A 24,073-nucleotide genomic window follows, 5' to 3' on the forward strand; every position below is an offset into this window, starting at 1 on the left:
GTCACGCCCCCGGGCGCCGCGTCTGGTTCCGGTCCGGCGGCACGAACGCGCGAGGTGCACGGTGCCGCCGTCCGGGGCGCGGGCGCCGCACGGGAGCTGTATGTCTGGCTCGCCGGTTCCGTACGCCTTCTGCGTACGGCCTGGCGAAAGTCTTGTGGTCAAAGCGCTGCCCGACCCAGGTGGCTCCCGAGTACGAGGGCTGCGCTACAACGACCGCTCCCTACGCGGTGCCCGCACCCGGCGCCGTCGCTGAGGTGGTCGCGGCGGCCGTGGATGGGGCGGCCGTGACTGCCTCGCGGTCGGGCGCGAGCGGGTCGGTCACCGTGCCGGACTCCTCGTCGAAGAGCCCCTGCGCCAGCCTGGTCACCGCAGCGGGGACCGGCGGCGCCAGGTCGGCCACAGCTCGGAGACCGGACAGGACGTCGTCGGGTCGTACGGCAGGTGTCACGTGCCGAACAACCAGCCGCAGTATCGCACAGGCGCTGTCCAGCGGCCTATCACCCTGGGGATCGCCCGGGGCTGCGGCCGAGGTCAGCTCGACGACGGCGGCGCGGGTGTCGAAGGTGCGGACGCCGTTCTTGGTCTTGCGCTGTACTTCCACCGTCTCGGCCGCGAGAAACGTCTCGACGGCCTTCCGCACGTCCTCGGGGTCGGCGCCGTCCAGCCGCAGCTCCCACACGGAGGCGGTCAGGCGGTCGGCGAGGCCGGAGGTCCGGGCCTCGACGGCGTCGGTGATGTCGAGGCCGTCCGGGAGGGACTCGTCGAGCAGGCGCCGGAGCGTCTGCGGGTCGCGTGCCTCGGCGAGGGCGATCTCCAGGTACTCGGCCTCGGAGCCCGTGCCCGTGGGGGCGGCGTTGGCGTACGACACCTTGGGGTGCGGGGTGAAACCGGCCGAGTACGCCATCGGCACCTCGGCGCGGCGCAGGGCCCGCTCGAAGGCGCGCTGGAAGTCACGGTGGCTGGTGAACCGGAGGCGGCCGCGCTTGGTGTAGCGCAGTCGGATGCGCTGCACCGCGGGTGCGGGCGGCGGGCCTTCGGGCTGTCGCTTGCCCAGTGGTTCTTCTCCTCGGTGCGGGGCGGGCGCGGTGTGGCGCCGCCCACGAAATGCGGTGGTGTCCTGGGGGGCCCGCCCGGCTCACCCCCGTGGGGACGGGGAGATCTCGGGTGCGGGCGCCGCGCCGGGGACGTTCGTTGTACTACCCAGAGTACGCGCCAAGACCACCTGTGGTTCCCCGGGCCGGTCAGGCGGGCCCGCCGAAGAGAGCCCGCCACACCTCCCGGGTGGCGGTGCGGACGGCCCGCGCGACCTCGGCGGCCGGGTGCAGCGCGTAGGTGCGCAGCCAGTGGCCGACGGGGGTGAGGACGACGCGGTAGGTCCAGGCGAGGGGGCGGCCGACCGCCTGCCACAGCACCCAGGAGACGGCGCGGCCGACGGCCCGGGAGATCTCGCCGGCGATCCGCCAGGCCCAGGCGAGCGCGGCGCCCACCACCCTCAGGGCGGCGCCCAGTACCCGGCCGACGGGCGCGAGCACGTACGTCCAGAGCCAGCCGAACGGGGTGACGATCACCAGGTCGACCAGCCACCACAGGGCGCGGGCGACGGGGACGACGACCCAGCGCCAGAGCCAGCCGAGCGGGGTCAGGAGCAGGGTGTCGACCAGCCACCACAGGGCCCGGGCGACCGGGACGACGACCCAGCGCCACAGCCAGCGGAGCGGAGTGACGATCAGCACGTCGATGAGCCATCCGAGGGCACGGCAGACCGGGGCGAGGACCCAGCGCCACAGGTGCCTCAGGCAGTACGCGACGGCGTCCCAGACCAGCCGGAGGGGGACGACGACCACGAGGGCGATGCCTCGTGCCACCGCGGTGAGACAACCTGGGTTTTCCGTGTTCATGACCGGAACGACGCGACGGCCCGGTGAAGGGTTTCCCCTTCGCCGGGCCGTCACCAGAGCGTTATGGCGCTCGCCGTGCGCGTCCTACTTGTTCACGACGGTCAGCGGCAGCAGCGTCTTGCCGGTCGGGCCGATCTGGATCTGCGTGTCCATCTGCGGGCAGACGCCGCAGTCGAAGCACGGGGTCCAGCGGCAGTCCTCGACCTCGGTCTCGTCGAGCGAGTCCTGCCAGTCCTCCCAGAGCCAGTCCTTGTCGAGACCGGAGTCCAGGTGGTCCCAGGGCAGGACCTCCTCGTAGGTGCGCTCGCGGGTGGTGTACCAGGCGACGTCGACCCCGAAGTCGGGCAGGGTCTTCTCGGCGCACGCCATCCAGCGGTCGTACGAGAAGTGCTCGCGCCAGCCGTCGAAGCGACCGCCGTCCTCGTACACCGCGCGGATGACCGCGCCGATGCGGCGGTCGCCGCGGGAGAGCAGGCCCTCGACGATGCCGGGCTTGCCGTCGTGGTAGCGGAAGCCGATCGAGCGGCCGTACTTCTTGTCGCCGCGGATCTTGTCGCGCAGCTTCAGCAGACGCGCGTCGGTCTCCTCCGCGGAGAGCTGCGGGGCCCACTGGAAGGGGGTGTGCGGCTTGGGCACGAAGCCGCCGATGGAGACGGTGCAGCGGATGTCGTTCTGGCCGGAGACCTTGCGGCCCTCGGCGATCACCTTGATCGCCATGTCGGCGATCTGCAGGACGTCCTCGTCGGTCTCCGTCGGCAGGCCGCACATGAAGTACAGCTTCACCTGGCGCCAGCCGTTGCCGTACGCGGTGGAGACGGTCCGGATCAGGTCCTCCTCCGAGACCATCTTGTTGATGACCTTGCGCATGCGCTCGGAGCCGCCCTCGGGGGCGAAGGTGAGACCGGAGCGGCGCCCGTTGCGGGTCAGCTCGTTGGCGAGGTCGACGTTGAACGCGTCCACGCGGGTCGACGGCAGCGAGAGGCCGATCTTGTCCTCGGTGTAGCGGTCGGCGAGGCCCTTGGCGATCTCACCGATCTCCGTGTGGTCCGCGGAGGACAGCGAGAGCAGGCCGACCTCCTCGAAGCCGGTCGCCTTCAGGCCGCGGTCCACCATCTCGCCGATGCCGGTGATGCTTCGCTCCCGCACGGGGCGCGTGATCATGCCGGCCTGGCAGAAGCGGCAGCCGCGGGTGCAGCCGCGGAAGATCTCGACGGACATGCGCTCGTGGACGGTCTCCGCGAGCGGGACGAGCGGCTGCTTGGGGTAGGGCCACTCGTCGAGGTCCATGACGGTGTGCTTGGAGACGCGCCACGGCACACCGGACTTGTTGGGGACGACCCGGCCGATCCGCCCGTCCGGCAGGTACTCGACGTCGTAGAACGCCGGGATGTACACCGAGCCGGTCCTGGCCAGGCGGAACAGGACCTCCTCGCGTCCGCCGGGACGGCCCTCGGCCTTCCACTGGCGGATGATCTCGGTCATGTCGAGCACGGCCTGCTCGCCGTCGCCGATGATCGCCGCGTCGATGAAGTCCGCGATCGGCTCGGGGTTGAAGGCCGCGTGGCCGCCGGCGAGCACGATCGGGTGGTCGACCGTCCGGTCCTTCGCCTCCAGCGGGATGCCGGCCAGGTCCAGGGCGGTGAGCATGTTGGTGTAGCCGAGCTCCGTGGAGAAGCTCAGGCCGAAGACGTCGAAGGCGCCGACGGGACGGTGGCTGTCCACGGTGAACTGCGGCACCTTGTGCTCGCGCATCAGCTCTTCGAGGTCCGGCCACACGCTGTAGGTGCGCTCCGCGAGGACGCCCTCGCGCTCGTTGAGTACCTCGTAGAGGATCATGACGCCCTGGTTGGGCAGACCGACCTCGTACGCGTCCGGGTACATCAGAGCCCAGCGGACGTCGGCGGACTCCCACGGCTTGACCGTGGAGTTCAGCTCTCCACCGACGTACTGAATCGGCTTCTGCACGTGCGGGAGCAGAGCTTCGAGCTGCGGGAAGACAGACTCGGCAGCAGACATCTCGAACCTTCGTGAGCTGGCAGGGGGGCGACTCTCAAGCGTACCCCGGTGCTCAGCGGGTCAAGGACGCCCGGATACGCGGGGCCGAGGCCCGCTCCCAGAGTCCGGGCAGCTCACGCTCCCCCGCGGCGGCCGCGGCCTCCTCCCGTCCGTACAGGAGTCCCCAGGTGAAGGTGGTCTCGCCGGCCGTGTGCGCCTGGCCGGCGATCTCGCGCAGCGCGGCGCGGGCGACGACGCTGTCCTGGTGCTCGCCGAGAAGGGACTGGACGGCCTTCACGCGCTTGGCCAGCCGCTTGGCGGGCTTGCCGAGGACGGGACGGGCGGCGTCGGCGGCGTAGCGGGTGCGTTTGGCGGCCTTGCGGGCGGCGTGCAGGGCGAGGTCGCGCTCGTGGCCGGGGGCGAGCGCGAGGGCGTGCTCGACCCTGCCGGCGAGCCGGTCGAAGTCCTTGCGGACGGCGCGGGCGAGGACCTCGGGGGCGTCGTGGGCGGCCGCGTCGCGCAGCGGCGGGTCGGCGAGGAGCGCGTCGAGGGCGTCCAGGAGCGCGAGGTGGCGCGGGGAGTCCAGCGCGGCGAGCACCGCGCGCCGGGCGTCCTCGGCGCGGCGGACCGCGCGGGCGCGCAGCCGGGCGCGGACCCGGCCGAGGCGCAGGGTGCTCGGCAGCTCGTCGAGCCGGGCGGTCAGGCGGGCGGTCAGGACCTCCTCGTCGCGGGCGGCGCCGAGTTCGCCGGCGAGCCACTTCAGCTCCTCGCCGAGGCGGTCGGTGACGGCGCGGTCGAGCACCTTCCGGTACGTCTTGAAGGTGCTGCGCAGCCTGCGGCAGGCGACCCGCATCTGGTGCACCGCGTCGGGCAGCTCACGCCGGACGGCGGGGTCGAAGGCGACGACGGCGTCGGCCTGTTCGCGTACGTAGGCGAGGACGGCGTGTCCCGCGCTGCCGGGTGCTCCGCCGCCGCCCGCGCGCCGGGGAACGGGCATGCCGGTCTCCTCCAGGGCCCTGGCCAGCTTCGACGGGGCGGCCGCGGGGCGGATGCCGGCCTTCTTGAAGCGTTTCCCGACGGCGTCGAGGAGTGCCTCGTCCGCGCCGTCGCCGCGGGCGGTGCCGTCTGGGCCGTCGGCGAGTTCGACCTCGATCTCCGTCCAGGTGGCCTCGCCCGTTCCGGTGAGGCGCTCGGCCCGGACGGTGTCGACGGACAGTTCGGCGAGCGGGCGGCCGTCGGCGTCGAGCAGCAGGCGCACGTCGCGGGAGGAGCGGAGGCGCACGACGGGGACGACCGGGGTGTGCCGGACGCGGGAACGCAGGAGCCCCGCCAGGGAGTCCGGGAGGGTCTCCGAGAGCGGGGCTCTGATCTCGTCGCGGATGCCGGGGGCGACGGGGACCTTGAGGTGCCAGCCCTCGTCCGCGCCGCCGGTGCGGCGGCGCAGGGTGAGGGCGTCGGCGGCCAGCCGCAGGTCCGGTGTGTCGTAGTAGACGGCGTCCAGCTCCGTGACGCCCTCGTCCCGGACGGCGGCCACGCCCCCGGTGCCGACGAGGTCGGGGACCGCCGTCTTCTCCGTGGCCTCGTACTTACGCTCGATCTCGCGTTTCGTCTCCGCCATGAGACGAATCTAGACGCGATCGGGCCCGAGCGGCAGTCCGGCCCGGCGGCACTAGGCCGTTATCGGCCGCTGGACCCGGATCGACTGGAGCAGTCCGATCGCCACCCACACCGCGAACATCGACGAGCCGCCGTACGAGACGAACGGCAGCGGCAGGCCGGCCACCGGCATGATGCCGAGGGTCATCCCGATGTTCTCGAAGGCCTGGAAGGCGAACCAGGCGATGATGCCGGCGGCGACGATCGTGCCGTACAGCTCGGTGGTCTCGCGGGCGATCCGGCAGGCCCGCCACAGGATGACGCCGAGGAGGACGAGGATCAGTCCGGCGCCGACGAAGCCGAGTTCCTCGCCCGCCACGGTGAAGACGAAGTCGGTCTGCTGTTCGGGCACGAACTGGCCGGTGGTCTGGGAGCCCTTGAAGAGGCCCGAGCCGAGCAGTCCGCCGGAGCCGATGGCGATCCGGGCCTGGTTGGTGTTGTAGCCGACGCCGGCCGGGTCGAGGTCGGGGTTGGCGAAGGCGGCGAAGCGGTTGATCTGGTACTCGTCGAGCATGCCGAGCGCGGTGACGAGGACCGCGCCGAGGACGCCCGCGCCGATGAGGCCGAGGACCCAGCGGTTGGAGGCGCCGGAGGCGAGCAGCACGCCGAGCACGATGACGGCCATGACCATGACGGAGCCGAGGTCCGGCATCAGCATGACGATGCCCATGGGGAGCGCGGCGAGCGCCAGCGCCTTGGCGACGGTGCCGTGGTCGGGGTGGAGTTGGTCGCCCGCGTCGACCTTCGCGGCGAGCAGCATCGCCATCACCAGGATGATCGTGATCTTCACGAACTCGCTGGGCTGGAGCGAGAAGCCGCCGCCGACGACGATCCACGCGTGCGCGCCGTTGATGGTGGCGCCGAGCGGGGTGAGGACGGCGAGGATCAGCAGGACGGACAGGCCGTAGAGGACCGGAACGGCCCCGCGCAGGGTGCGGTGGCCGAGCCAGACCGTGCCGACCATCAGGGCGAGGCCGATGCCGGTGTTCAGGACGTGCCGGAACAGGAAGTAGTACGGGTCGCCGTTGTTGAGCGAGGTGCGGCCGCGGGTGGCGGACCAGACGAGCAGCGCGCCCATCAGGGACAGTCCGAGCGCGGAGAGCAGGATCGGCCAGTCGAGCCGGCGCAGCACCGAGTCGCGGGCGGTCAGCCGGGACAGCGTGCCGCGTTCGGGTGCGTAGCGGGAGACGGAGAAGCCGTGGGGTGCGGTCATCGGTTCAGAGCCTCCCTCGGGTGGCGGGCGGGCCGGTGAGCGGCTGGGGATCGTCCGGCTTCTTCGGCGGCACGGCGGGGTCCGCGGGGTCGACCGGCGGGTTGCCGCCGGGCTGGTCGGCGACCTGCTTCAGCGGGGCGTCGGGGTCGATCTTCCCGGCGTCGGGGTCGTACGGCTTGATGGGCGGGGCATCGATGGAGCCGTCGGGCTCGATCTTCGGCAGCGCCTTCTGCGGCTGCGGCAGCAGGGCCCGCTTCAGGTCCTGCTTCCCGGCGTCGTCGAGGCCGTAGAGCGCGTCGTAGATGTTGCGCACGGCGGGGCCGGAGGCGCCGGAGCCCGTACCGCCCTGGGCGATCGTCATGACGATCGCGTAGTCCTTGGTGTACGTGGCGAACCAGGAGGTCGTCTGCTTGCCGTAGACCTCCGCGGTACCCGTCTTGGCGTGCATCGGGATCTTGTCCTGCGGCCAGCCGCCGAAGCGCCAGGCGGCGGTACCGCGGGTGGCGACTCCCGCGAGGGCTTCGTCTATCAAGTCGCGGGTCTCCGCGTTGAACGGCAGCCGGCCGTGCGACTTGGGCGCGATCTCGCTGACCTTCTTGCCGTCGGCGCTGATGACGGCCTTGCCGACGCTGGGGTTCCACAGCGTGCCGCCGTTGGAGATGGCGGCGTAGATGGTGGCCATCTGGATGGGGGTGACGAGCGTGTCGCCCTGGCCGATCGAGTAGTTGACCGAGTCACCGGCACGCATCAGGTTGCCTTCGAGGCAGTTCTCGTAGGAGAGCTGCTGGACGTAGCTGCCGCCCTTCTTGCCGTTCTTGCACCACCAGTCCTTGTTGGCCTCCCAGAAGCTCTGCTTCCACTGGCGGTCGGGGACGCGGCCGGTGACCTCGTTGGGGAGGTCGATGCCGGTCTCGGCGCCGAGGCCGAACTGGTGGGCGGTCTTGTAGAACCAGTCCCCCGGGTTCTTCTTCGGCTTCATCCCGCCGTCCCGCTGCCACTGCTGGTGGGCGAGGGCGTAGTAGACGGTGTCGCAGGAGACCTCCAGGGCCTGGCCGATGGTGATGGAGCCGTGGCCCTGGGACTCGAAGTTCTTGAAGACCTGGTTGCCGATGGAGTACGAGGAGGGGCAGGGGTAGCGCCCGTTGAAGTCGTACCCGGCGTTGACGGCGGCGGTGCTGGAGACCACCTTGAAGATGGAGCCGGGGGCGGCCTGGCCCTGGATGGCCCGGTTCAGCAGCGGGAAGTTGGAGTCCTTGCCGGTGAGGGCGGCGTAGTCCTTGGCGGAGATGCCGCCGACCCAGGCGTTGGGGTCGTAGTCGGGCTGCGAGGCCATGGCGACGATCCGGCCGGTCTTGGCCTCCATGACGACGACGGCGCCGGCGTCGGCCTTGTAGTTCTCGCTGGTGTTCTTGTCGTACACCTTGCGGGCCTCGACCATCGCGTTGTGCAGCTCCCACTCGGCGACCGCCTGGACGCGGGCGTCGATGGAGGTGACCACGTTGGCGCCGGGCTCGGCCGCGTCGCTCTTGGCCTGGCCGATGACCCGGCCGAGGTTGTCGACCTCGTAGCGGGTGACGCCGGCCTTGCCGCGCAGCGCCTTGTCGTAGGTGCGCTCCAGGCCGGAGCGGCCGACCTGGTCGGAGCGCAGGTACGGGGAGTCGCTGTCCTTGGCCTTCTCGATCTCGCCGTCGGTGACGGGCGAGAGGTAGCCGAGGACCTGGGAGGTGCGGGACTTGCCGGGGGCCGGGTAGCGGCGGACGGCGGCGGGTTCGGCGGTGATGCCGGGGAAGTCCTCGGCGCGCTCGCGGATCTGGAGCGCCTGCTGGGTGGTGGCCTCGTCGGTGACGGGGATCGGCTGGTAGGGCGAGCCGTTCCAGCAGGGCTTGGGGGTCTTGGAGTCGCAGAGCCGGATCTTGTGGACGACCTCGTCGGGCTTCATCCCGAGGACGCCGGCCAGCCGGGTGAGGACGGCCTTGCCGTCGTCCTTCATCTTCATCAGCTCGGTGCGCGAGGCGGAGACCACGAGGCGGGTCTCGTTGTCGGCGAGCGGGACGCCTCGGGCGTCGAGGATGGAGCCGCGGACGGCGGGCTGGACGACCTGCTGGACGTGGTTGTTCTTCGCCTCGTCCGTGTACTCCTGGCCGTTGCGGATCTGGAGGTACCAGAGGCGTCCGCCGAGGGTGAAGAGCAGGGAGAAGACGAGGACCTGGATGACGACGAGCCGGATCTGGACCCGCGGGGTCCGCCCGGTCTCGGGGATGTTGCTCATGCTGCCGCTGCCCCCTGGGTCACAGTCGCTTGACTCCCTTGATGCGTCCGGCGCGTGAGGCGCGGGTCCGGGCGGCCTTGACGCGCAGGCCGCCGCGCTGGTTGCCGATCCGCAGGCCGGTGCCGGAGGAGAGCCAGCCGGAGGACACGTCGGCTCCGTTGGCGCCGGTGGCGTCGGCGAGCGGGTCGTTCTCCGCGCGCCGGGCCAGCGCCATGATCAGTGGCACGGTGAAGGGCGCGAGGAGCAGGTCGTAGAGGGCCGCGGTGAACAGCAGGAAGCCGAGGCCCACATGGCGGGCGGCGGTGTCGCCGACGAGGGCGCCGACGCCGGCGTACAGCAGGGTGGAGCCGAGGGCGGCGACGACGACCACGGCCATCGGTCCGGACGCGGACTTCAGGCGCCCGTTCTCGGGGCGGGCGAGGCCGCAGAGGTAGCCGACGACACAGAGCACGAGGGCGTAGCGCCCGGCGGCGTGGTCGGCGGGCGGGGCGAGGTCGGCGAGCAGGCCGGCGGTGAAGCCGACGAGGGCGCCGGTGACGTGCCCGTACACGAGGGCGAGGGCGACGACGGTGAGCAGGACGAGGTCCGGGACGGCGCCGGGGAGCTGGAGCCGGGCGAGGACGGAGACCTGGACGACGAGCGCGACGACGACGAGCGCGGCCGAGAGGAGGATGCGGTTGACCTTCACGGCGTTGCGTCCCCCTGGTCCTGCGGCTGCTGATTCGGATCGCCCTGCCGGTTCGGCTGGTCGGCGGCCTGCCCGTCGGGCTTCTGCTGGGCGTCGCCCTGCCGCAGGCCGGCCTGCTGTCCGTCCGGTGGCGGCGGGGTGACCGTGACGGTGACGGTCGGGGCGGGCTTGGGCTTCTGTGGCAGGACCATGTCGCGCGGGTCGCTGCGCGGGGCCTGGACGACGACGCCGACGATGTCCAGCTTGGTGAAGCCGACGTACGGGCGGACGTAGATGTTGCGGGTGAGGCCGCCGCCCGCCGGGTCGACGCGGACGACCTCGCCGACGGGCACGCCGGGCACGAAGGGCTTGTCGGCCTGGGAGCCGAAGGTGACGAGCCGGTCGCCCTGTTTGACCTTGGCCTTGCCGTTGAGCAGCTGGACGAGGAGCGGGCGGTCGCCCTGGCCGGTGGCGAAGCCGAGTTCGTCGGACTTCTCCATGCGGGTGCCGACGGTGAAGTCGGGGTCGTTGGCCAGCAGGACCGTGGAGGTCGAGGGGCCGACGGTGGTGACGCGGCCGACGAGGCCCGAGCCGTTGAGGACGGTCATGTCGCGGCGGATGCCGTCGCGGGCGCCGACGTCGATGGTGACGGTCCAGGAGAAGCCCTGGGCGGCTCCTATGGCGATGACCTCGGCGCCCTTGATGCCGTACTGGCCGGCGCCGGCGGTCTTCAGCATGGCGTCGAGCTCGCGCAGCCGGTTGCGGTTGCGGTCGTCGCTGCCCAGCTTGGCCTTGAGGGCGGCGTTCTCCTGCTCCAGGGCGGCGATCCGGTTGTGCCGTTCCCCGGAGTCGCGGACCGCTCCTATGGCGTTGCCGATCGGGTCGACCGCCGAGGCGACTCCGTTCTCGACGGGACCGAAGACCGCGGCCGCGGCCTGTCGGGCACCGTCGACCGGCGACTCCTGGCCTCCTCTGATGTCCACCGTGATCAATGCGAACGCGATGGCGATCAGCAGCACCAGGAGCAGCCGGCTCTCTCGTGTGTCCCTCACGTGCGGCGGCCGTGCCCTTCCTCGATGGTTACGGGGGGTGACGCGCCCCGGGCCCGGGGGCCCGGGGGTGGATGGAGTTGTCGGTGACGGCCCTCAGGGGCCGTGCGTACGGTGCCGGGTCAGCGGCGCGGCTGGGCGTCGAGGACCTGCTGGAGGGCCTCGAACTCCTCGACGCACTTGCCGGATCCGAGCGCCACCGAGTCCAGCGGGTCCTCGGCGATGTGGATCGGCATGCCGGTCTCCCGGCGCAGCCGCTCGTCGAGGCCGCGGAGCAGGGCGCCGCCTCCGGTGAGAACGATGCCGCGGTCCATGACGTCACCGGAGAGCTCGGGCGGGCACTTGTCGAGCGTGGTCTTCACCGCGTCGACGATCGCGTTGACCGGCTCCTCGATGGCCTTGCGGACCTCGGCGGCGGAGATGACCACGGTCTTGGGGAGGCCCGAGACGAGGTCACGGCCGCGGATCTCGGTGTGCTCGTCCTGGTCGAGGTCGTAGGCGGAGCCGATGGTGATCTTGATCTGCTCGGCGGTGCGCTCACCGAGGAGGAGCGAGTACTCCTTCTTGATGTGCTGGATGATCGCGTTGTCGAGCTCGTCGCCGGCGACCCGGATGGACTGTGCCGTGACGATTCCGCCGAGGGAGATGACGGCGACCTCGGTGGTGCCGCCGCCGATGTCGACGACCATGTTGCCGGTGGCCTCGTGGACCGGGAGGCCCGCGCCGATGGCGGCGGCCATGGGCTCCTCGATGATGTGCACCTGGCGGGCGCCGGCCTGGGTGGAGGCCTCGATGACGGCGCGGCGCTCGACTCCGGTGATGCCGGAGGGCACACAGACGACGACGCGGGGGCGGGCCAGGTAGCGGCGCTTGTGGATCTTGAGGATGAAGTAACGGAGCATCCGCTCCGTGATCTCGAAGTCGGCGATCACGCCGTCCTTCAGCGGGCGGACGGCGACGATGTTGCCGGGCGTCCGGCCGATCATCTTCTTCGCCTCGGCGCCCACCGCGAGGATGCCGCCGGTGTTGGTGTTGATCGCGACGACGGACGGCTCGTTCAGAACGATGCCGCGACCCCTGACGTACACCAGCGTGTTGGCGGTCCCGAGGTCGACAGCCATGTCACGGCCGATGAACGACATTGAGTTCCCCTTGTTTCCCATGAGGATGCGTCGGGCCTTCCCTAGCGGAGCGTTGACGGCTTCTCAGGTCGGCGAGGTAGTGGCTGAGGAGGGTACGGCGTGGAGTTTTCCATCGTAGTGCCGCCCGCCCGGATACCGCGCGGCGGACCGCCTCTGCCCACCTCTGTATAGGTGACGGTAGGACGCGGCGATCCGTTCCCGGGATTGACGTTCATATGCCTGGGGGCGACCGAATTCCTTCGGTCGCCCCAGGGCGTGGCGCTGATCGGCTGACGGGAGATCAGCCGCAGGTCAGACGAGACCGGGGAAGAAGATCTTCAGCTCGCGGTCGGCGGACTCCTCGGAGTCCGAGGCGTGGATCAGGTTCTCCCGCACGATCGTGCCGAAGTCGCCCCGGATGGAGCCGGGGGCGGCGGCGATCGGGTCGGTCGGGCCGGCCAGGGTGCGCAGGCCCTCGATGACCCGCTCGCCCTCGACGACCAGCGCGACGACCGGGCCGGAGGCCATGAAGCCCATCAGCGGCTCGTAGAACGGCTTGCCCTTGTGCTCGCCGTAGTGCAGCTCCAGGGTGTCCTGGTCCAGCTCGCGCATCTCCAGGGCCGCGAGGGTCCAGCCGGCCTTCCGCTCGATGCGGCCGATGATCTCGCCGACCAGGCCACGGCGGACGGCGTCGGGCTTCAGCAGGACGAGCGTGCGCTGGCTCACGGGGGAACTCCTTCGGAAAACGGTGTGCGGGCCTTGAGGCTACAGGGCCCGCACCGGCCACGATCACGCAGCGTCAGGCCCTGCGGAGCCTTCGGCGGCGGCCCAGCCCGCCTTGATCTCGTCGATCTTCCTGCCGTAGTGCACCGAGGCCCACCACAGCACGGCGAACACCGCGCCGAGGAAGAACATGACCGGCACCACGAACCCGCTGGCGACCAGGCCCAGCTGGAGCACCCAGCCCAGCTGCACGCCGCCCGGACGGGTGATCATCCCGCACAGCAGCACCGACAGGACCATGGCGATCCCGCAGACGGTCCAGATCGTGGACATCTCCAGGGAGTCGTCCTTCATGGCGACCAGACCGGCGAACCCGATCACGAAGAACTCGCCGATCAGCGTCGAGGAACAGAGCACGCGCATCGGTCAGCCCCGCTTCAGCAGCAGTCGGGCGTCACCGACCGTGAAGATCGAACCGGTCACGAGGACACCCGCGCCCGCGTACTCGTCGTGCTCCTCGGCGAGGGTGATCGCCGCCTCCAGGGCATCGTCCAGCCGCGGCTCGACGACCACCCGGTCCTCGCCGAAGACCTCGACCGCGATCGCGGCCAGCGCGTCGACGTCGGTGGCCCGGGGGTTGGAGTTCGCCGTGACCACGATCTCGGCGAAGATCGGCTCGAAGGCCTCCAGGAGGCCCCGGGCGTCCTTGTCGCCGCTGGTGGAGACGACGCCGATCAGCCGGGAGAAGCCGAAGGACTCCGTGATGCCGTCGGCGGTGGCCCGCGCGCCGTGCGGGTTGTGCGCGGCGTCCAGGATGACCGTCGGCGAGGAGCGCACGACCTCCAGGCGGCCCGGCGAGGCCACCTGGGCGAAGGCCCGGCGGACCGTGTCCAGGTCCAGGGTGCGGGCGTGCTCCGAGCCGATGCCGAAGAAGGCCTCGACCGCGGCGAGCGCCACGGACGCGTTGTGCGCCTGGTGCGCGCCGTACAGCGGCAGGAAGACGTTGTCGTACTCGCCGCCCAGGCCGCGCAGGGTCAGCAGCTGGCCGCCGACCGCCACCTCGCGGGAGGCGATGCCGAACTCCATGCCCTCGCGGGCCACGGTCGCGTCGACCTCGACGGCCTTCTTCAGGAGCACCTGGGCCGCGTCGACCGGCTGCTGGGCCAGGATGACCGTGGCGTCCGGCTTGATGATCCCGGACTTCTCGCCGGCGATCGCGCCGGTGGTCTCGCCGAGCCGGTCGGTGTGGTCCAGGTCGATGGGGGTGACGACGGCGACGGAGCCGTCGATCACGTTGGTCGCGTCCCAGGTGCCGCCCATGCCGACCTCGACGACGGCCACGTCGACCGGGGCGTCGGCGAAGGCCGCGTACGCCATTCCGGTGAGGACCTCGAAGAAGGAGAGCCGGTACTCCTCGCGGGCGTCGACCAGCTCCACGTACGGCTTGATGTCCTGGTACGTCTCGACGAAGCGCTCGGGGTCGATCGGGGCGCCGTCCAGGCTGATCCGCTCGGTGATGGTCTGCACGTGCGGCGAGGTGTACCGCCCGGTGCGCAGGTCGAAGGCGCCGAGCAGGGCCTCGATCATGCGGGCGGTGGAGGTCTTGCCGTTGGTGCCGGTGATGTGGATCGAGGGGTAGGCGCGCTGCGGCTCGCCGAGCACGTCCATGAGGGCCGCGATCCGGGTGACCGACGGCTCCAGCTTGGTCTCGCCCCAGCGGGTCGAGAGCTCGGTCTCCACCTCGCGCAGTGCCTTGTCGACCTCGGGGTCGAGCGGGCGGGAAGGGACCGGGTCGCCCTGCGGAGGGCCGGCCATCGCGCGCAGGGTGCGGCTGCCGGCCTCGATCACCGCCAGGTCGGGATCCCGGTCGGTCTCGTTGTCGACGATGTCTTCGAACTGGTCGCTGCGGTCGCTCGGCTCACTCACGCCCCTCAGTCTACGGAGGGGGGCCGACAGGACGTTGGACCCACCCCATTCGGGACCTTCGGCCCGCCGCCCGTCCGGCCCGCCGGGCAAACTTGGCGATCATGGACATAGGTATCGACCTCGGCACGGCCAACACCCTCCTCTACGCCCGTGGCCAGGGCATCGTCCTCAACGAACCGTCCGTGGTGGCGGTCCAGGCCGGCTCGCGGGCTGCGCTCGCGGTCGGCGCGGAGGCGAAGGAGACCATCGGCCGCACGCCCGGTTCGATCACCGCGATCCGCCCGCTGCGGGACGGCGTGATCAGCGACTACGAGGCGGCCGAGGAGATGATCCGGCACTTCGTGCGCAAGGCCGTCCCCGGGCGCCGGCGCCCGCGCACCCGGATGGTGGTGTGCGTGCCGAGCGGGGTGACCCCGGTCGAGCGGCGCGCCATCGTGCACGCCACGCACTCCGCGGGCGCGCGGGCGGTCCACCTCATCGAGGAGCCGATGGCGGCGGCCATCGGGGCCGGCCTGCCCGTGTCGGACCCGCGCGGCTCGATGGTCGTCGACATCGGCGGCGGCACGACCGAGGTGGCCGTCATCTCGCTCGGCGGGATCGTCACCGCGCAGTCCCTGCGGGTGGGCGGCGACCGGATGGACACCGCCATCGCGGACTACGTGCGCAAGGAGCACTCGCTGCTCGTCGGCGAGCGGACCTCCGAGGACGTCAAGATCGCCATCGGCTCGGCCTGGCCGGTGCCGGGCGGCGAGGAGTTCGAGCGCTCCACCTTCACCGTGCGGGGCCGCGAGAAGGTCAGCGGCCTGCCGCGCACGGTCGAACTGACCGTGCCGGAGGTACGGACGGCGCTCGACGAGCCGGTGGAAGCGATCATCGCGGCGGTGCGGGTCACCCTGGAGGAGTGCCCCCCGGAGCTGTCGGGCGACGTCATGGAACACGGCATCGTCCTCACCGGCGGCGGCGCCCTGCTCCCCGGCCTGGACCTGCGCATGGCCTCGGCCACCGGCATCCCGGTCTTCGTCGCCGACGACCCGCTGGACTGCGTGGCACTGGGCTCGGGGCGGTGCGTGGAGGACTTCGACGGGTTGCAGCGGGTGCTGGGGAAGGCGGAGGTGGTCCGGTAGCGGGGGGCGGCTGCTCCAGGGCCGCCCGGGCCACGCTCACAGGGCAATGCGTCTAGCGCGCGAACCCCGTCGGCAGCAGCGCCGTCACCACGTACGCGCCGTGCTCCCGGCCGGCCCGGAGGGAGCCGCCCATGCTGGTGACCCGCTCCTCCATGGAGAACAGGCCCGTGCCGGTGGAGACGGGGGCGCGGTCCGGCGGGGTCCTGGGGAGCGGGTTGCGGACCGCGACGCGCACGTTCCGGCTCTCGTCCTCGACCGTGATCGAGACGGTCACCGGCAGACCGGGCGCGTGCTTGGCCGCGTTCGTCAGGCACTCCCGCACCACCCGGTGCACGGCCGTCTGCCGCAGCGGCGACAGCGCCTTCGCCTCCTCGGCGACCTTCAGGTCCACCGGGCTGCCCATCCGCTCACTCTCCTCGGCGAGCGCGGCGAGCCCTTCGAGGCCGGGCGTGGCCGCGGCCCCGTCGGCGCGCCGCACGATGGTCTCGTTGAGCATGTGGTGGGCGCGCCGGGCGGTGTCGGCGAGCTCCTCGAAGTCCTTCTGGTGCGCGTCGCCCCGGGCCCGTACGGCCAGCACCTCGGCCCGCACGGCGAGCACCGTCAGTTCCCGGCCCACCAGGTCGTGGACGTCCCGGCCGACCGAGATCCGCTCCTCCTGGACGGCCTGCCGGGCGGCGGCCTCGTTGCGCTGGATCTGGAGGGCGAGGACGAGGTCCTGGCGGTACGCGGCGATGCCGACGCCCGCGGCCAGCGCGCCGATCGGGACGACCAGGCCCAGGAACTCGCTGAGGGTCTCGCCGTGCTTGGCGGGCCAGCCGGGCAGGTTGAACAGGGCGTAGGCGGTGGCGACGTACAGCAGGGTGGCGACCACGGCGACCCGCCGGCCCCGGAAGCGGCCGAGCGAGTACAGCGCGAACTGGACCATCGTCAGCTCGTGCAGCCAGCCCATCAGGAAGAGCGCCACCACGAACGGCACCCACGGCGCCTTCCGGCGCAGCACGAGCGTGGCCGCGCCGGCCGCGAGGACGAGGGTCGCGGTGACGCCGGTGAGCGAGTTGTCGGCGCGGGCGAGGCCCGGAACGTCCAGGACCATCAGGCCGAAGGCGCTGACGGCGGCGACGACGTCCATGGCGCGGGGCGACACGGCCCACCGGTCCGCACAACGGCGCAGCGCGGGGAAGGCGGGGAGGCGGAGCATGCCCTCCATCATCCCGGGTCCTTGGTCCCGCCGCCGAGGACCTGAAGTCCCGTCTCGTGTGAGATGGGGCACTTCGCCCACATTGCTGTTTGACTCTGAAATGTGTACGAAGCATCCCAGGAGCAGTGGTCGCTCATCGGCGACGTCCTCGACGCCCTCCCCCAGGCGGCCATGCTCGTCGACCGAGAGCTGCGGCTCGTCCGGGTGAACCGCCGCTTCCCCGGACTGCTGCGGCTGCCCGACGGGCTCGACGTCTCCCCCGGCGCCCCGCGGGACCCGCTGCTCGACCACGTCGCCGGGATGCTCGACCGGCCCGACGAGCGGCGCCGCTTCCTGGAAGGAGTACCGGACGCGCGCCCCCGTCACCCGGATCGCCGCTGTGGGGCCTCGCGCTGTGGCTGTACGCGTACCACCTCTTCGCCGGGGTCGGTCCCGTCGCCACGGAGTCCTGAGGGGGGACGGAGGCGTCGGGGGTACGCGGAAGGGCCCGGAACCAGTCGTGGTTCCGGGCCCTTCCGCGTACGTCCCGCTGCCCGCTACGCCTGCGGCAGCTTCTCCAGCTGCGCCTGGATGCGGGCGATGTCCTCGTCCGCCTTGGCGAGGCGGCCACGGATCTTGTCGACCACGTTGTCCGGCGCCTTGGCGAGGAACGCCTCGTTGCCCAGCTTGCCCTGGGCCTGCGCCTTCTCCTTCTCGGCGGCGGCGAGGTCCTTGGCGAGACGCTTGCGCTCGGCGGCGACGTCGATCGTGCCGGACAGGTCCAGCGCGACCTCGGCGCCGGCCACCGGCAGGGTGGCGGTGGCGGCGAAGCCGTCGCCCTCCGGCTGGAGGCGCAGGATCTGGCGGATGGCGGCCTCGTGCGCGGCGAGCGGGGTGCCGGCCAGCGTCAGGCGCGCGGGCACCTTCTGGGCGTCCTGGAGGCCCTGCTCCTTGCGGAACCGGCGGACCTCGGTGATGACCCGCTGGACCAGCGCGATCTCCTGCTCGGCGGCGGCGTCGCGGAAGCCGCTGTCCTTCGGCCAGTCGGCGATCACGAGGGACTCGCCGCCGGTCAGCGTGGTCCACAGCGTCTCGGTGACGAACGGGACCACCGGGTGCAGCAGCCGCAGCATGACGTCGAGGACCTCGCCGAGGACCCGCCCGGAGACCCGCGCGCCCTCGCCGCCGGCGAAGAACGTCGTCTTCGACAGCTCGACGTACCAGTCGAAGACCTCGTCCCACGCGAAGTGGTAGAGCGCGTCCGACAGCTTCGAGAACTGGTAGTCGTCGTAGAACGCGTCGACGTCGGCGACGGTCTCGTTGAGCCGCGACAGGATCCAGCGGTCCGTGGCGGTCATCTCGGACGGGTCGGGCAGCTCGCCCTCGATCGTCGCGCCGTTCATCAGCGCGAAGCGCGTGGCGTTCCAGATCTTGTTGGCGAACTTGCTGGACGCCTGGACCCAGTCCTCGCCGATCGGGACGTCGACACCGGGGTTGGCGCCACGGGCCAGGGTGAAACGCACGGCGTCGGAGCCGTAGGTGTCCATCCAGTCCAGCGGGTTGACCACGTTGCCGAAGGACTTCGACATCTTCTTGCCGTTCTGGTCACGGACCATGCCGTGCAGGGCGATGGTGTGGAACGGCGGGGTGCCGTCCATCGCGTACAGACCGAACATCATCATCCGGGCGACCCAGAAGAAGAGGATGTCGTAGCCGGTGACCAGGACCGAGTTCGGATAGAACTTCTTGAGGCTCTCGGTCTGCTCGGGCCAGCCGAGCGTGGAGAACGGCCACAGGCCGGAGGAGAACCAGGTGTCCAGGACGTCGCTGTCCTGGGTCCAGCCCTCGCCGCTCGGCGGCTGCTCGTCGGGGCCGACGCAGACGATCTCGCCGTTGGGGCCATACCAGACGGGGATGCGGTGGCCCCACCACAGCTGACGCGAGATGCACCAGTCGTGCAGGTTGTCGACCCAGTCGAAGTACCGCTTCTCCATCTCCTGCGGGTGGATCTTGACCTTGCCGTCGCGGACCGCGTCACCGGCGGCCTTGGCGAGCGGGCCGACCTTGACCCACCACTGCATCGACAGACGCGGCTCGATGGTGGTCTTGCAGCGCGAGCAGTGGCCGACGGAGTGGGTGTACGGACGCTTCTCGGCGACGATCCGGCCCTCGGCGCGCAGCGCGGCGACGATGGCGGAGCGGGCCTCCAGGCGGTCCAGGCCGAGGAACGGGCCGTGGACCGTGATGACCGCGTGCTCGTCCATGACGGCGATCGACGGGAGGTCGTGGCGCTGGCCGATCTCGAAGTCGTTCGGGTCGTGCGCGGGCGTCACCTTGACGGCGCCGGTGCCGAACGCGGGGTCGACGTGCGTGTCGGCGACGACCGGGATGCGGCGGCCGGTGAGCGGCAGCTCGATCTCGGTGCCGATCATGTGCCGGTAGCGCTCGTCGTCCGGGTGGACGGCGACGGCCGTGTCACCCAGCATCGTCTCGGCGCGGGTGGTGGCGACGACGATCTCGGCGTCGCCCTCGCCGTAGCGGATGGAGACGAGCTCGCCGTCGTCGTCCTGGTACTCGACCTCGATGTCGGAGATCGCGGTCAGACAGCGCGGGCACCAGTTGATGATGCGCTCGGCGCGGTAGATCAGCTCGTCGTCGTAGAGCTTCTTGAAGATGGTCTGGACGGCCTGGGACAGGCCCTCGTCCATGGTGAAGCGCTCGCGGGACCAGGCGACACCGTCACCGAGGCGCTTCATCTGCCCCGAGATCTGGCCGCCGGACTCGGCCTTCCACTGCCAGACGCGCTCGACGAAGGCCTCGCGGCCCAGGTCGTGGCGGGACTTGCCCTCCTTGGCGAGCTCACGCTCGACGACGTTCTGGGTGGCGATGCCGGCGTGGTCCATGCCCGGCTGCCACAGCGTCTCGTAGCCCTGCATGCGCTTGCGGCGGGTCAGGGCGTCGATCAGCGTGTGCTCGAAGGCGTGGCCCAGGTGGAGCGAGCCGGTGACGTTCGGCGGCGGGATGACGACGGTGAACGGAGGCTTGTCGCTCTTCTCGTCCGCCTCGAAGTAGCCCCGCTCTACCCAGCGCTCGTACAGCTGCCCCTCTACTTCGGCCGGCGCGTACGCGGTCGGCAGTTCGGGGGTGGCTGTCGTCTGCTGCTGAGTGTTCTCGGTCACCGGGCCAGTTTAGGGGGATCCGGGGGTGGTCCTGAAACTCGATTGTTCCGTAACGGTGTGGGCCCCACTGCCCCGGCGGCACAGGGCTTCCGACAGGATGTTCGCCAGGCATAAACATCTTGTGAGGGGAACCTGTCCATGAGCTACAACCAGCCGGGCCCGTACGGCGGCCAGCCCCAGCAGCCCGGGCCGTACGGCCAGCCGGGGCCCTACGGGCAGCAGCCGCAGCAGCCCGGCCCGTACGGGCAGCCGCCGCAGCCCCCGCAGCCCGGCTACGGCTACCCGCAGCAGGCCCCCCAGGGTGTCCCGCCGCAGCAGCAGCCGTACGGCTACCCGCAGCAGGGCCAGCCCCCCGGCCCGTACGGCCAGCAGCCCCCGTACGGCGCCCCGCAGGGCCCCGGCGGCTACCTGCCCCCGCCGCCGGCCCCGAAGAAGAGCAAGGCCGGCTGGATCATCGCCGGCGTCGCCGTGGTCGCGGCGCTGGCGGTGGGCGCGTACTTCGTGATCGGCGGGGGTGGCGGTGGCGCCTCGATAGCCGACGACGGCCCGCACAAGCTGATCACCCCGGCCACGGTGCTCGGCGAGTACAAGAAGTCCGAGGACGGCAGCAGCAAGTCGGGCGAGGACGACTTCCTCAAGGACGCCGAGAAGAACGGCGTCAAGAACGCCAAGGAGGTCAAGGCCTCCTACGAGGTGAAGAACGAGGCCAACCCGCTGGGCGGGAAGCTGCTGCAGCTCGGCGGCGTCTACGGTGAGATCGCCGACCCGGAGGCGGTCGTCGACGCCTTCTTCGCGAGCATGAAGGCGGAGTCCGAGAAGGACAAGAAGGGCGAGGCCGAACTCGTGGGCGACCCCCAGGAGTTCACGCCCGACGGCCTCGACGGCGCGGTCCTGAAGTGCCAGCAGATGAAGAGCAAGCCCGACACGGGTGACACGGGCGCCGCCGGCCCGAAGGAGTTCTCCATGTCGGTGTGCGTCTGGGGCGACCACAGCACGCTCGGGTTCGTGATCCCCATGGACATGGCCTCCCTGCTGAGCGGCAAGGGCACCTCTCCCGAGGACGCCGCCACCATCACCGCGAAGCTCCGCAAGGAAGTCCGCGTCAAGATCTGATCCGGCGCCGACGACGAAGGGGCGCCCCGCCGAACGGCGGGGCGCCCCTTCGTGTCGCTTCGGGTCAGGCGGACTTCTCGTGCCTGCCGTCGTTCTTCACGATCCGCGGGACCAGCGTCGGGTTGACGTTGTTGCGGACCACGTCGGCGGTGATGACCACGCGGGCCACGTCCTTGCGGGACGGGACCTCGTACATCACCGACTGGAGGACCTCTTCCATGATGGCGCGCAGGCCGCGCGCGCCGGTGCCGCGGAGGATCGCCTGGTCGGCGATGGCCTCCAGGGCCGGGCGGTCGAAGTCCAGCTCCACGCCGTCGAGTTCGAAGAGGCGCTGGTACTGCTTGACCAGTGCGTTGCGCGGCTCGACGAGGATCTGGAGGAGGGCTTCGCGGTCCAGGTTGTGCACCGAGGTCAGGACGGGGAGACGGCCGATGAACTCGGGGATCATCCCGAACTTCACCAGGTCCTCCGGCATGACCTCCTGGAACTGGTCGCTCGCCTCGATCTCCCGCTTGGAGCGGATGGTCGCCCCGAAGCCGATGCCCTTGGCGCCCGCACGCGACTCGATGATCTTCTCCAGGCCGGCGAACGCGCCGCCCACGATGAAGAGCACGTTCGTCGTGTCGATCTGGATGAACTCCTGGTGCGGGTGCTTCCGGCCGCCCTGCGGCGGGACGGAGGCGGTGGTGCCCTCCAGGATCTTGAGGAGGGCCTGCTGCACGCCCTCGCCCGAGACGTCACGCGTGATCGACGGGTTTTCGCTCTTACGGGCGACCTTGTCGATCTCGTCGATGTAGATGATCCCGGTCTCGGCCTTCTTGACGTCGTAGTCCGCCGCCTGGATCAGCTTGAGCAGGATGTTCTCGACGTCCTCGCCGACGTAGCCGGCCTCCGTGAGCGCCGTCGCGTCCGCGATGGCGAACGGGACGTTGAGCATCCGGGCCAGGGTCTGCGCCAGGAGCGTCTTGCCGGAGCCGGTCGGGCCGAGCAGCAGGATGTTGGACTTCGCCAGCTCGATGGCGTCGTCCCGGCCCTGCGCGCCGCCGTTCTCGCCGGCCTGGACGCGCTTGTAGTGGTTGTACACCGCGACTGAGAGGGCCTTCTTCGCCGGCTCCTGGCCGACGACATAGCCCTCCAGGAACTCGTAGATCTCGCGAGGCTTGGGAAGCTCCTCCCAGCGCACCTCGCTCGTCTCCGCGAGTTCCTCTTCGATGATCTCGTTGCAGAGGTCGATGCACTCGTCGCAGATGTACACACCGGGTCCTGCGATGAGCTTCTTCACCTGCTTCTGGCTCTTTCCGCAGAACGAGCACTTGAGCAGGTCGCCGCCATCACCGATGCGTGCCACGAGGTGCTTCCCCTTCGCCTGGGAGTGCTTGGTTCAGCGACTCCTGGTGCCTCATATTCGACGGTACCTTGCCGGGCCCCTCGTTCGGGCCCCCCTTGGCGCGGTTGGCATGGACGGGATTCGGCCACACCAACCACGGCGAGGGAAGGTCGAGCGTCAGTGTGCCGCGGGGGCCGTGCTCTTGCGGGTCGAGACGATCTGGTCCACCAGGCCGTACGCGAGGGCGTCCTCGGCCGTCAGGATCTTGTCGCGCTCGATGTCGTCGCGGATCTTCTCGATCGGCGTCGAGGAGTGCTTGGCCAGCATCTCCTCCAGCTGGCTGCGCATGCGCAGGATCTCGCGGGCCGCGATCTCCAGGTCGGAGAGCTGCTCACGGCCGGTGCCGCCGGACGGCTGGTGGATCAGCACGCGGGCGTTGGGCAGGGCCATCCGCTTGCCGGGGGTGCCGGCGGCGAGCAGCACGGCCGCGGCGGAGGCCGCCTGGCCCATGCACACCGTCTGGATGTCCGGCTTCACGAACTGCATCGTGTCGTAGATGGCCGTGAGGGCGGTGAAGGAGCCGCCCGGGCTGTTGATGTAGATCGAGATGTCGCGGTCCGGGTCCATCGACTCCAGGCACAGGAGCTGCGCCATGACGTCGTTGGCGGAGGCGTCGTCGATCTGCACGCCGAGGAAGATCACGCGCTCCTCGAACAGCTTCGCGTACGGGTCGTACTCGCGCACGCCCTGCGAGGTGCGCTCCACGAAGCGCGGCACGACGTAGCGGTTGTCCATCGGCGCGCCGGTGTAGAGGCCGCTAGGGGAGAGGTTGTTCTGCATCTGGGTGTTCACCGTCCTGGTGGCGTTCGGCGGGGGGGCTGGGGCTCTTCGGCGGGGTGCCGGCGCTGCTCAGGCGCCCGTGCCGCCGCCGCCCGGAACACCCGCGGCGTGCGTGATGATGTCGTCGATGAGGCCGTACTCCTTGGCCTCGTCCGCGGTGAACCAGCGGTCGCGGTCGCCGTCGCGGATGATCGCCTCGACGGTCTGACCGGAGTGGTGCGCGGTGATCTCGGCCATGCGCTGCTTCGTGCGGAGCAGGTACTCGGCCTGGATCTTGATGTCGGAGGCGGTGCCACCGATGCCGGCGGAGCCCTGGTGCATCAGGATGTCGGTGTTCGGCAGCGCGAAGCGCTTGCCGGGGGTGCCGCCGGTGAGCAGGAACTGGCCCATCGAGGCCGCCATGCCCATACCGATGGTCACGACGTCGTTGGGGATGTACTGCATGGTGTCGTAGACGGCCATGCCGGCCGTCACGGAGCCACCGGGGCTGTTGATGTACAGGTAGATGTCCTTCGCCGGGTCGGCGGCGAGCAGGAGCATCTGGGCGGTGATCTTGTTGGCGATATCGTCGTCGACCTGCTGGCCGAGGAAGATGATGCGCTCGCCGAGCAGCCGGTTGTAGACATGGTCGCCGAGGCCACCACCGATGGACGGCTCACCCGCGGCGTAAGGCTTCAGATTCGTCACGTATCCACCTGCTCGTCTCCGACGGCACCGGGCCGTCTCAGCGTCTCGTTCTGAGGGCATTGCCCTCGTATTCATGGACCCTAACGCGCAGGTAGGACAACGCCATCCC

At 70.8% G+C, this 24,073-nt stretch carries 19 protein-coding genes; 2 read left to right on the forward strand and 17 right to left on the reverse strand.

Features of this window, described 5'->3' with window-relative positions; translation table 11 throughout:
• Positions 1-220: 220 nt before the first annotated feature.
• The 12 genes from ACZ3ZE_RS04045 to folC all read right to left on the reverse strand — a co-directional run bounded on the left by ACZ3ZE_RS04045 (position 221) and on the right by folC (position 14,517).
• Positions 221-1,012, reverse strand: coding sequence for a TIGR03936 family radical SAM-associated protein (locus ACZ3ZE_RS04045; protein WP_361622543.1), 792 nt, complete (start codon positions 1,010-1,012; stop codon positions 221-223).
• 229 nt (positions 1,013-1,241) lie between these two features.
• Positions 1,242-1,865 (reverse strand): hypothetical protein, encoded by a 624-nt coding sequence (locus ACZ3ZE_RS04050; protein WP_361163164.1) that lies wholly within the window; start codon positions 1,863-1,865, stop codon positions 1,242-1,244.
• A 117-nt stretch (positions 1,866-1,982) separates the two neighbouring features.
• On the reverse strand, positions 1,983-3,914 hold the full coding sequence (locus ACZ3ZE_RS04055; RefSeq protein ID WP_361163162.1) for a TIGR03960 family B12-binding radical SAM protein: 1,932 nt from the start codon (positions 3,912-3,914) through the stop codon (positions 1,983-1,985).
• Between the two features lie 52 nt (positions 3,915-3,966).
• Entirely contained in the window at positions 3,967-5,511 is a 1,545-nt protein-coding gene (locus ACZ3ZE_RS04060) for a CYTH and CHAD domain-containing protein (protein ID WP_467257247.1), read from the reverse strand.
• A gap of 51 nt (positions 5,512-5,562) precedes the next feature.
• Entirely contained in the window at positions 5,563-6,762 is a 1,200-nt protein-coding gene (gene rodA / locus ACZ3ZE_RS04065) for a rod shape-determining protein RodA (protein WP_361163158.1), read from the reverse strand.
• Positions 6,763-6,766: 4 nt separating this feature from the next.
• Positions 6,767-9,031 (reverse strand): penicillin-binding protein 2, encoded by a 2,265-nt coding sequence (gene mrdA, locus ACZ3ZE_RS04070; protein WP_467257249.1) that lies wholly within the window; start codon positions 9,029-9,031, stop codon positions 6,767-6,769.
• 19 nt (positions 9,032-9,050) lie between these two features.
• A complete protein-coding gene (gene mreD / locus ACZ3ZE_RS04075; RefSeq protein WP_361163154.1) occupies positions 9,051-9,719 on the reverse strand; it encodes a rod shape-determining protein MreD in 669 nt (222 codons plus the stop codon).
• Entirely contained in the window at positions 9,716-10,750 is a 1,035-nt protein-coding gene (mreC, locus tag ACZ3ZE_RS04080; protein WP_467257251.1) for a rod shape-determining protein MreC, read from the reverse strand. Before mreC ends, mreD begins: the two co-directional genes overlap by 4 nt.
• A 119-nt stretch (positions 10,751-10,869) precedes the next feature.
• Entirely contained in the window at positions 10,870-11,889 is a 1,020-nt protein-coding gene (locus ACZ3ZE_RS04085) for a rod shape-determining protein (RefSeq protein WP_329420584.1), read from the reverse strand.
• A 291-nt stretch (positions 11,890-12,180) separates the two neighbouring features.
• Positions 12,181-12,594 carry a nucleoside-diphosphate kinase gene (gene ndk, locus ACZ3ZE_RS04090; RefSeq protein ID WP_361622537.1) on the reverse strand — a complete coding sequence of 138 codons (414 nt, stop codon included), beginning with the start codon at positions 12,592-12,594 and terminating at the stop codon, positions 12,181-12,183.
• 63 nt (positions 12,595-12,657) lie between these two features.
• Positions 12,658-13,014 carry a DUF4233 domain-containing protein gene (locus tag ACZ3ZE_RS04095; protein ID WP_467257253.1) on the reverse strand — a complete coding sequence of 119 codons (357 nt, stop codon included), beginning with the start codon at positions 13,012-13,014 and terminating at the stop codon, positions 12,658-12,660.
• Between the two features lie 3 nt (positions 13,015-13,017).
• Positions 13,018-14,517, reverse strand: coding sequence for a bifunctional tetrahydrofolate synthase/dihydrofolate synthase (gene folC, locus ACZ3ZE_RS04100; RefSeq protein WP_361163147.1), 1,500 nt, complete (start codon positions 14,515-14,517; stop codon positions 13,018-13,020).
• A 101-nt stretch (positions 14,518-14,618) separates the two neighbouring features.
• Here folC and ACZ3ZE_RS04105 point away from each other — a divergent pair, with 101 nt between their 5' ends.
• The gene (locus tag ACZ3ZE_RS04105) at positions 14,619-15,641 is read left to right on the forward strand and encodes a rod shape-determining protein (RefSeq protein WP_442304134.1); all 1,023 of its coding nucleotides are present in this window, start codon (positions 14,619-14,621) and stop codon (positions 15,639-15,641) included.
• Between the two features lie 52 nt (positions 15,642-15,693).
• On the opposite strand, the gene ACZ3ZE_RS04110 is transcribed toward ACZ3ZE_RS04105, so the two are convergent.
• Together ACZ3ZE_RS04110 and ACZ3ZE_RS04115 are read right to left on the reverse strand one after the other, a co-directional pair.
• On the reverse strand, positions 15,694-16,851 hold the full coding sequence (locus ACZ3ZE_RS04110; RefSeq protein WP_467257254.1) for a sensor histidine kinase: 1,158 nt from the start codon (positions 16,849-16,851) through the stop codon (positions 15,694-15,696).
• Between the two features lie 524 nt (positions 16,852-17,375).
• Positions 17,376-19,997 (reverse strand): valine--tRNA ligase, encoded by a 2,622-nt coding sequence (locus tag ACZ3ZE_RS04115; RefSeq protein ID WP_361622534.1) that lies wholly within the window; start codon positions 19,995-19,997, stop codon positions 17,376-17,378.
• 138 nt (positions 19,998-20,135) lie between these two features.
• Between ACZ3ZE_RS04115 and ACZ3ZE_RS04120 the strand changes: the two genes are divergently transcribed.
• Complete coding sequence (locus tag ACZ3ZE_RS04120) at positions 20,136-21,110, forward strand: hypothetical protein (protein ID WP_361622531.1); 975 nt, start codon at positions 20,136-20,138, stop codon at positions 21,108-21,110.
• Between the two features lie 64 nt (positions 21,111-21,174).
• On the opposite strand, the gene clpX is transcribed toward ACZ3ZE_RS04120, so the two are convergent.
• The 3 genes from clpX to ACZ3ZE_RS04135 form a co-directional block, all read right to left on the reverse strand.
• The gene (clpX, locus tag ACZ3ZE_RS04125; RefSeq protein ID WP_015033605.1) at positions 21,175-22,458 is read right to left on the reverse strand and encodes an ATP-dependent Clp protease ATP-binding subunit ClpX; all 1,284 of its coding nucleotides are present in this window, start codon (positions 22,456-22,458) and stop codon (positions 21,175-21,177) included.
• 156 nt (positions 22,459-22,614) lie between these two features.
• Positions 22,615-23,277 carry an ATP-dependent Clp protease proteolytic subunit gene (locus tag ACZ3ZE_RS04130; protein ID WP_361163137.1) on the reverse strand — a complete coding sequence of 221 codons (663 nt, stop codon included), beginning with the start codon at positions 23,275-23,277 and terminating at the stop codon, positions 22,615-22,617.
• A gap of 69 nt (positions 23,278-23,346) precedes the next feature.
• Positions 23,347-23,964: an ATP-dependent Clp protease proteolytic subunit gene (locus tag ACZ3ZE_RS04135; RefSeq protein ID WP_361163135.1), complete on the reverse strand. Its 618-nt coding sequence runs from the start codon at positions 23,962-23,964 to the stop codon at positions 23,347-23,349.
• Positions 23,965-24,073 lie beyond the last annotated feature (109 nt).

It is taken from the genome of Streptomyces sp. NPDC023157, assembly GCF_055560575.1.

What these genes read in the sequence shown, in the direction of transcription:
- ACZ3ZE_RS04130 (WP_361163137.1), bottom strand. Translation starts at nt 23,277, where the DNA reads ATGCAGAACAACCTCTCCCCTAGCGGCCTCTACACCGGCGCGCCGATG.
- ACZ3ZE_RS04110 (WP_467257254.1), bottom strand. Translation starts at nt 16,851, where the DNA reads ATGATGGAGGGCATGCTCCGCCTCCCCGCCTTCCCCGCGCTGCGCCGT.
- ACZ3ZE_RS04085 (WP_329420584.1), bottom strand. Translation starts at nt 11,889, where the DNA reads ATGTCGTTCATCGGCCGTGACATGGCTGTCGACCTCGGGACCGCCAAC.
- ACZ3ZE_RS04095 (WP_467257253.1), bottom strand. Translation starts at nt 13,014, where the DNA reads ATGCGCGTGCTCTGTTCCTCGACGCTGATCGGCGAGTTCTTCGTGATC.
- ACZ3ZE_RS04105 (WP_442304134.1), top strand. Translation starts at nt 14,619, where the DNA reads ATGGACATAGGTATCGACCTCGGCACGGCCAACACCCTCCTCTACGCC.
- rodA (WP_361163158.1), bottom strand. Translation starts at nt 6,762, where the DNA reads ATGACCGCACCCCACGGCTTCTCCGTCTCCCGCTACGCACCCGAACGC.
- mrdA (WP_467257249.1), bottom strand. Translation starts at nt 9,031, where the DNA reads ATGAGCAACATCCCCGAGACCGGGCGGACCCCGCGGGTCCAGATCCGG.
- ACZ3ZE_RS04060 (WP_467257247.1), bottom strand. Translation starts at nt 5,511, where the DNA reads ATGGCGGAGACGAAACGCGAGATCGAGCGTAAGTACGAGGCCACGGAG.
- ACZ3ZE_RS04120 (WP_361622531.1), top strand. Translation starts at nt 20,136, where the DNA reads ATGAGCTACAACCAGCCGGGCCCGTACGGCGGCCAGCCCCAGCAGCCC.
- ACZ3ZE_RS04055 (WP_361163162.1), bottom strand. Translation starts at nt 3,914, where the DNA reads ATGTCTGCTGCCGAGTCTGTCTTCCCGCAGCTCGAAGCTCTGCTCCCG.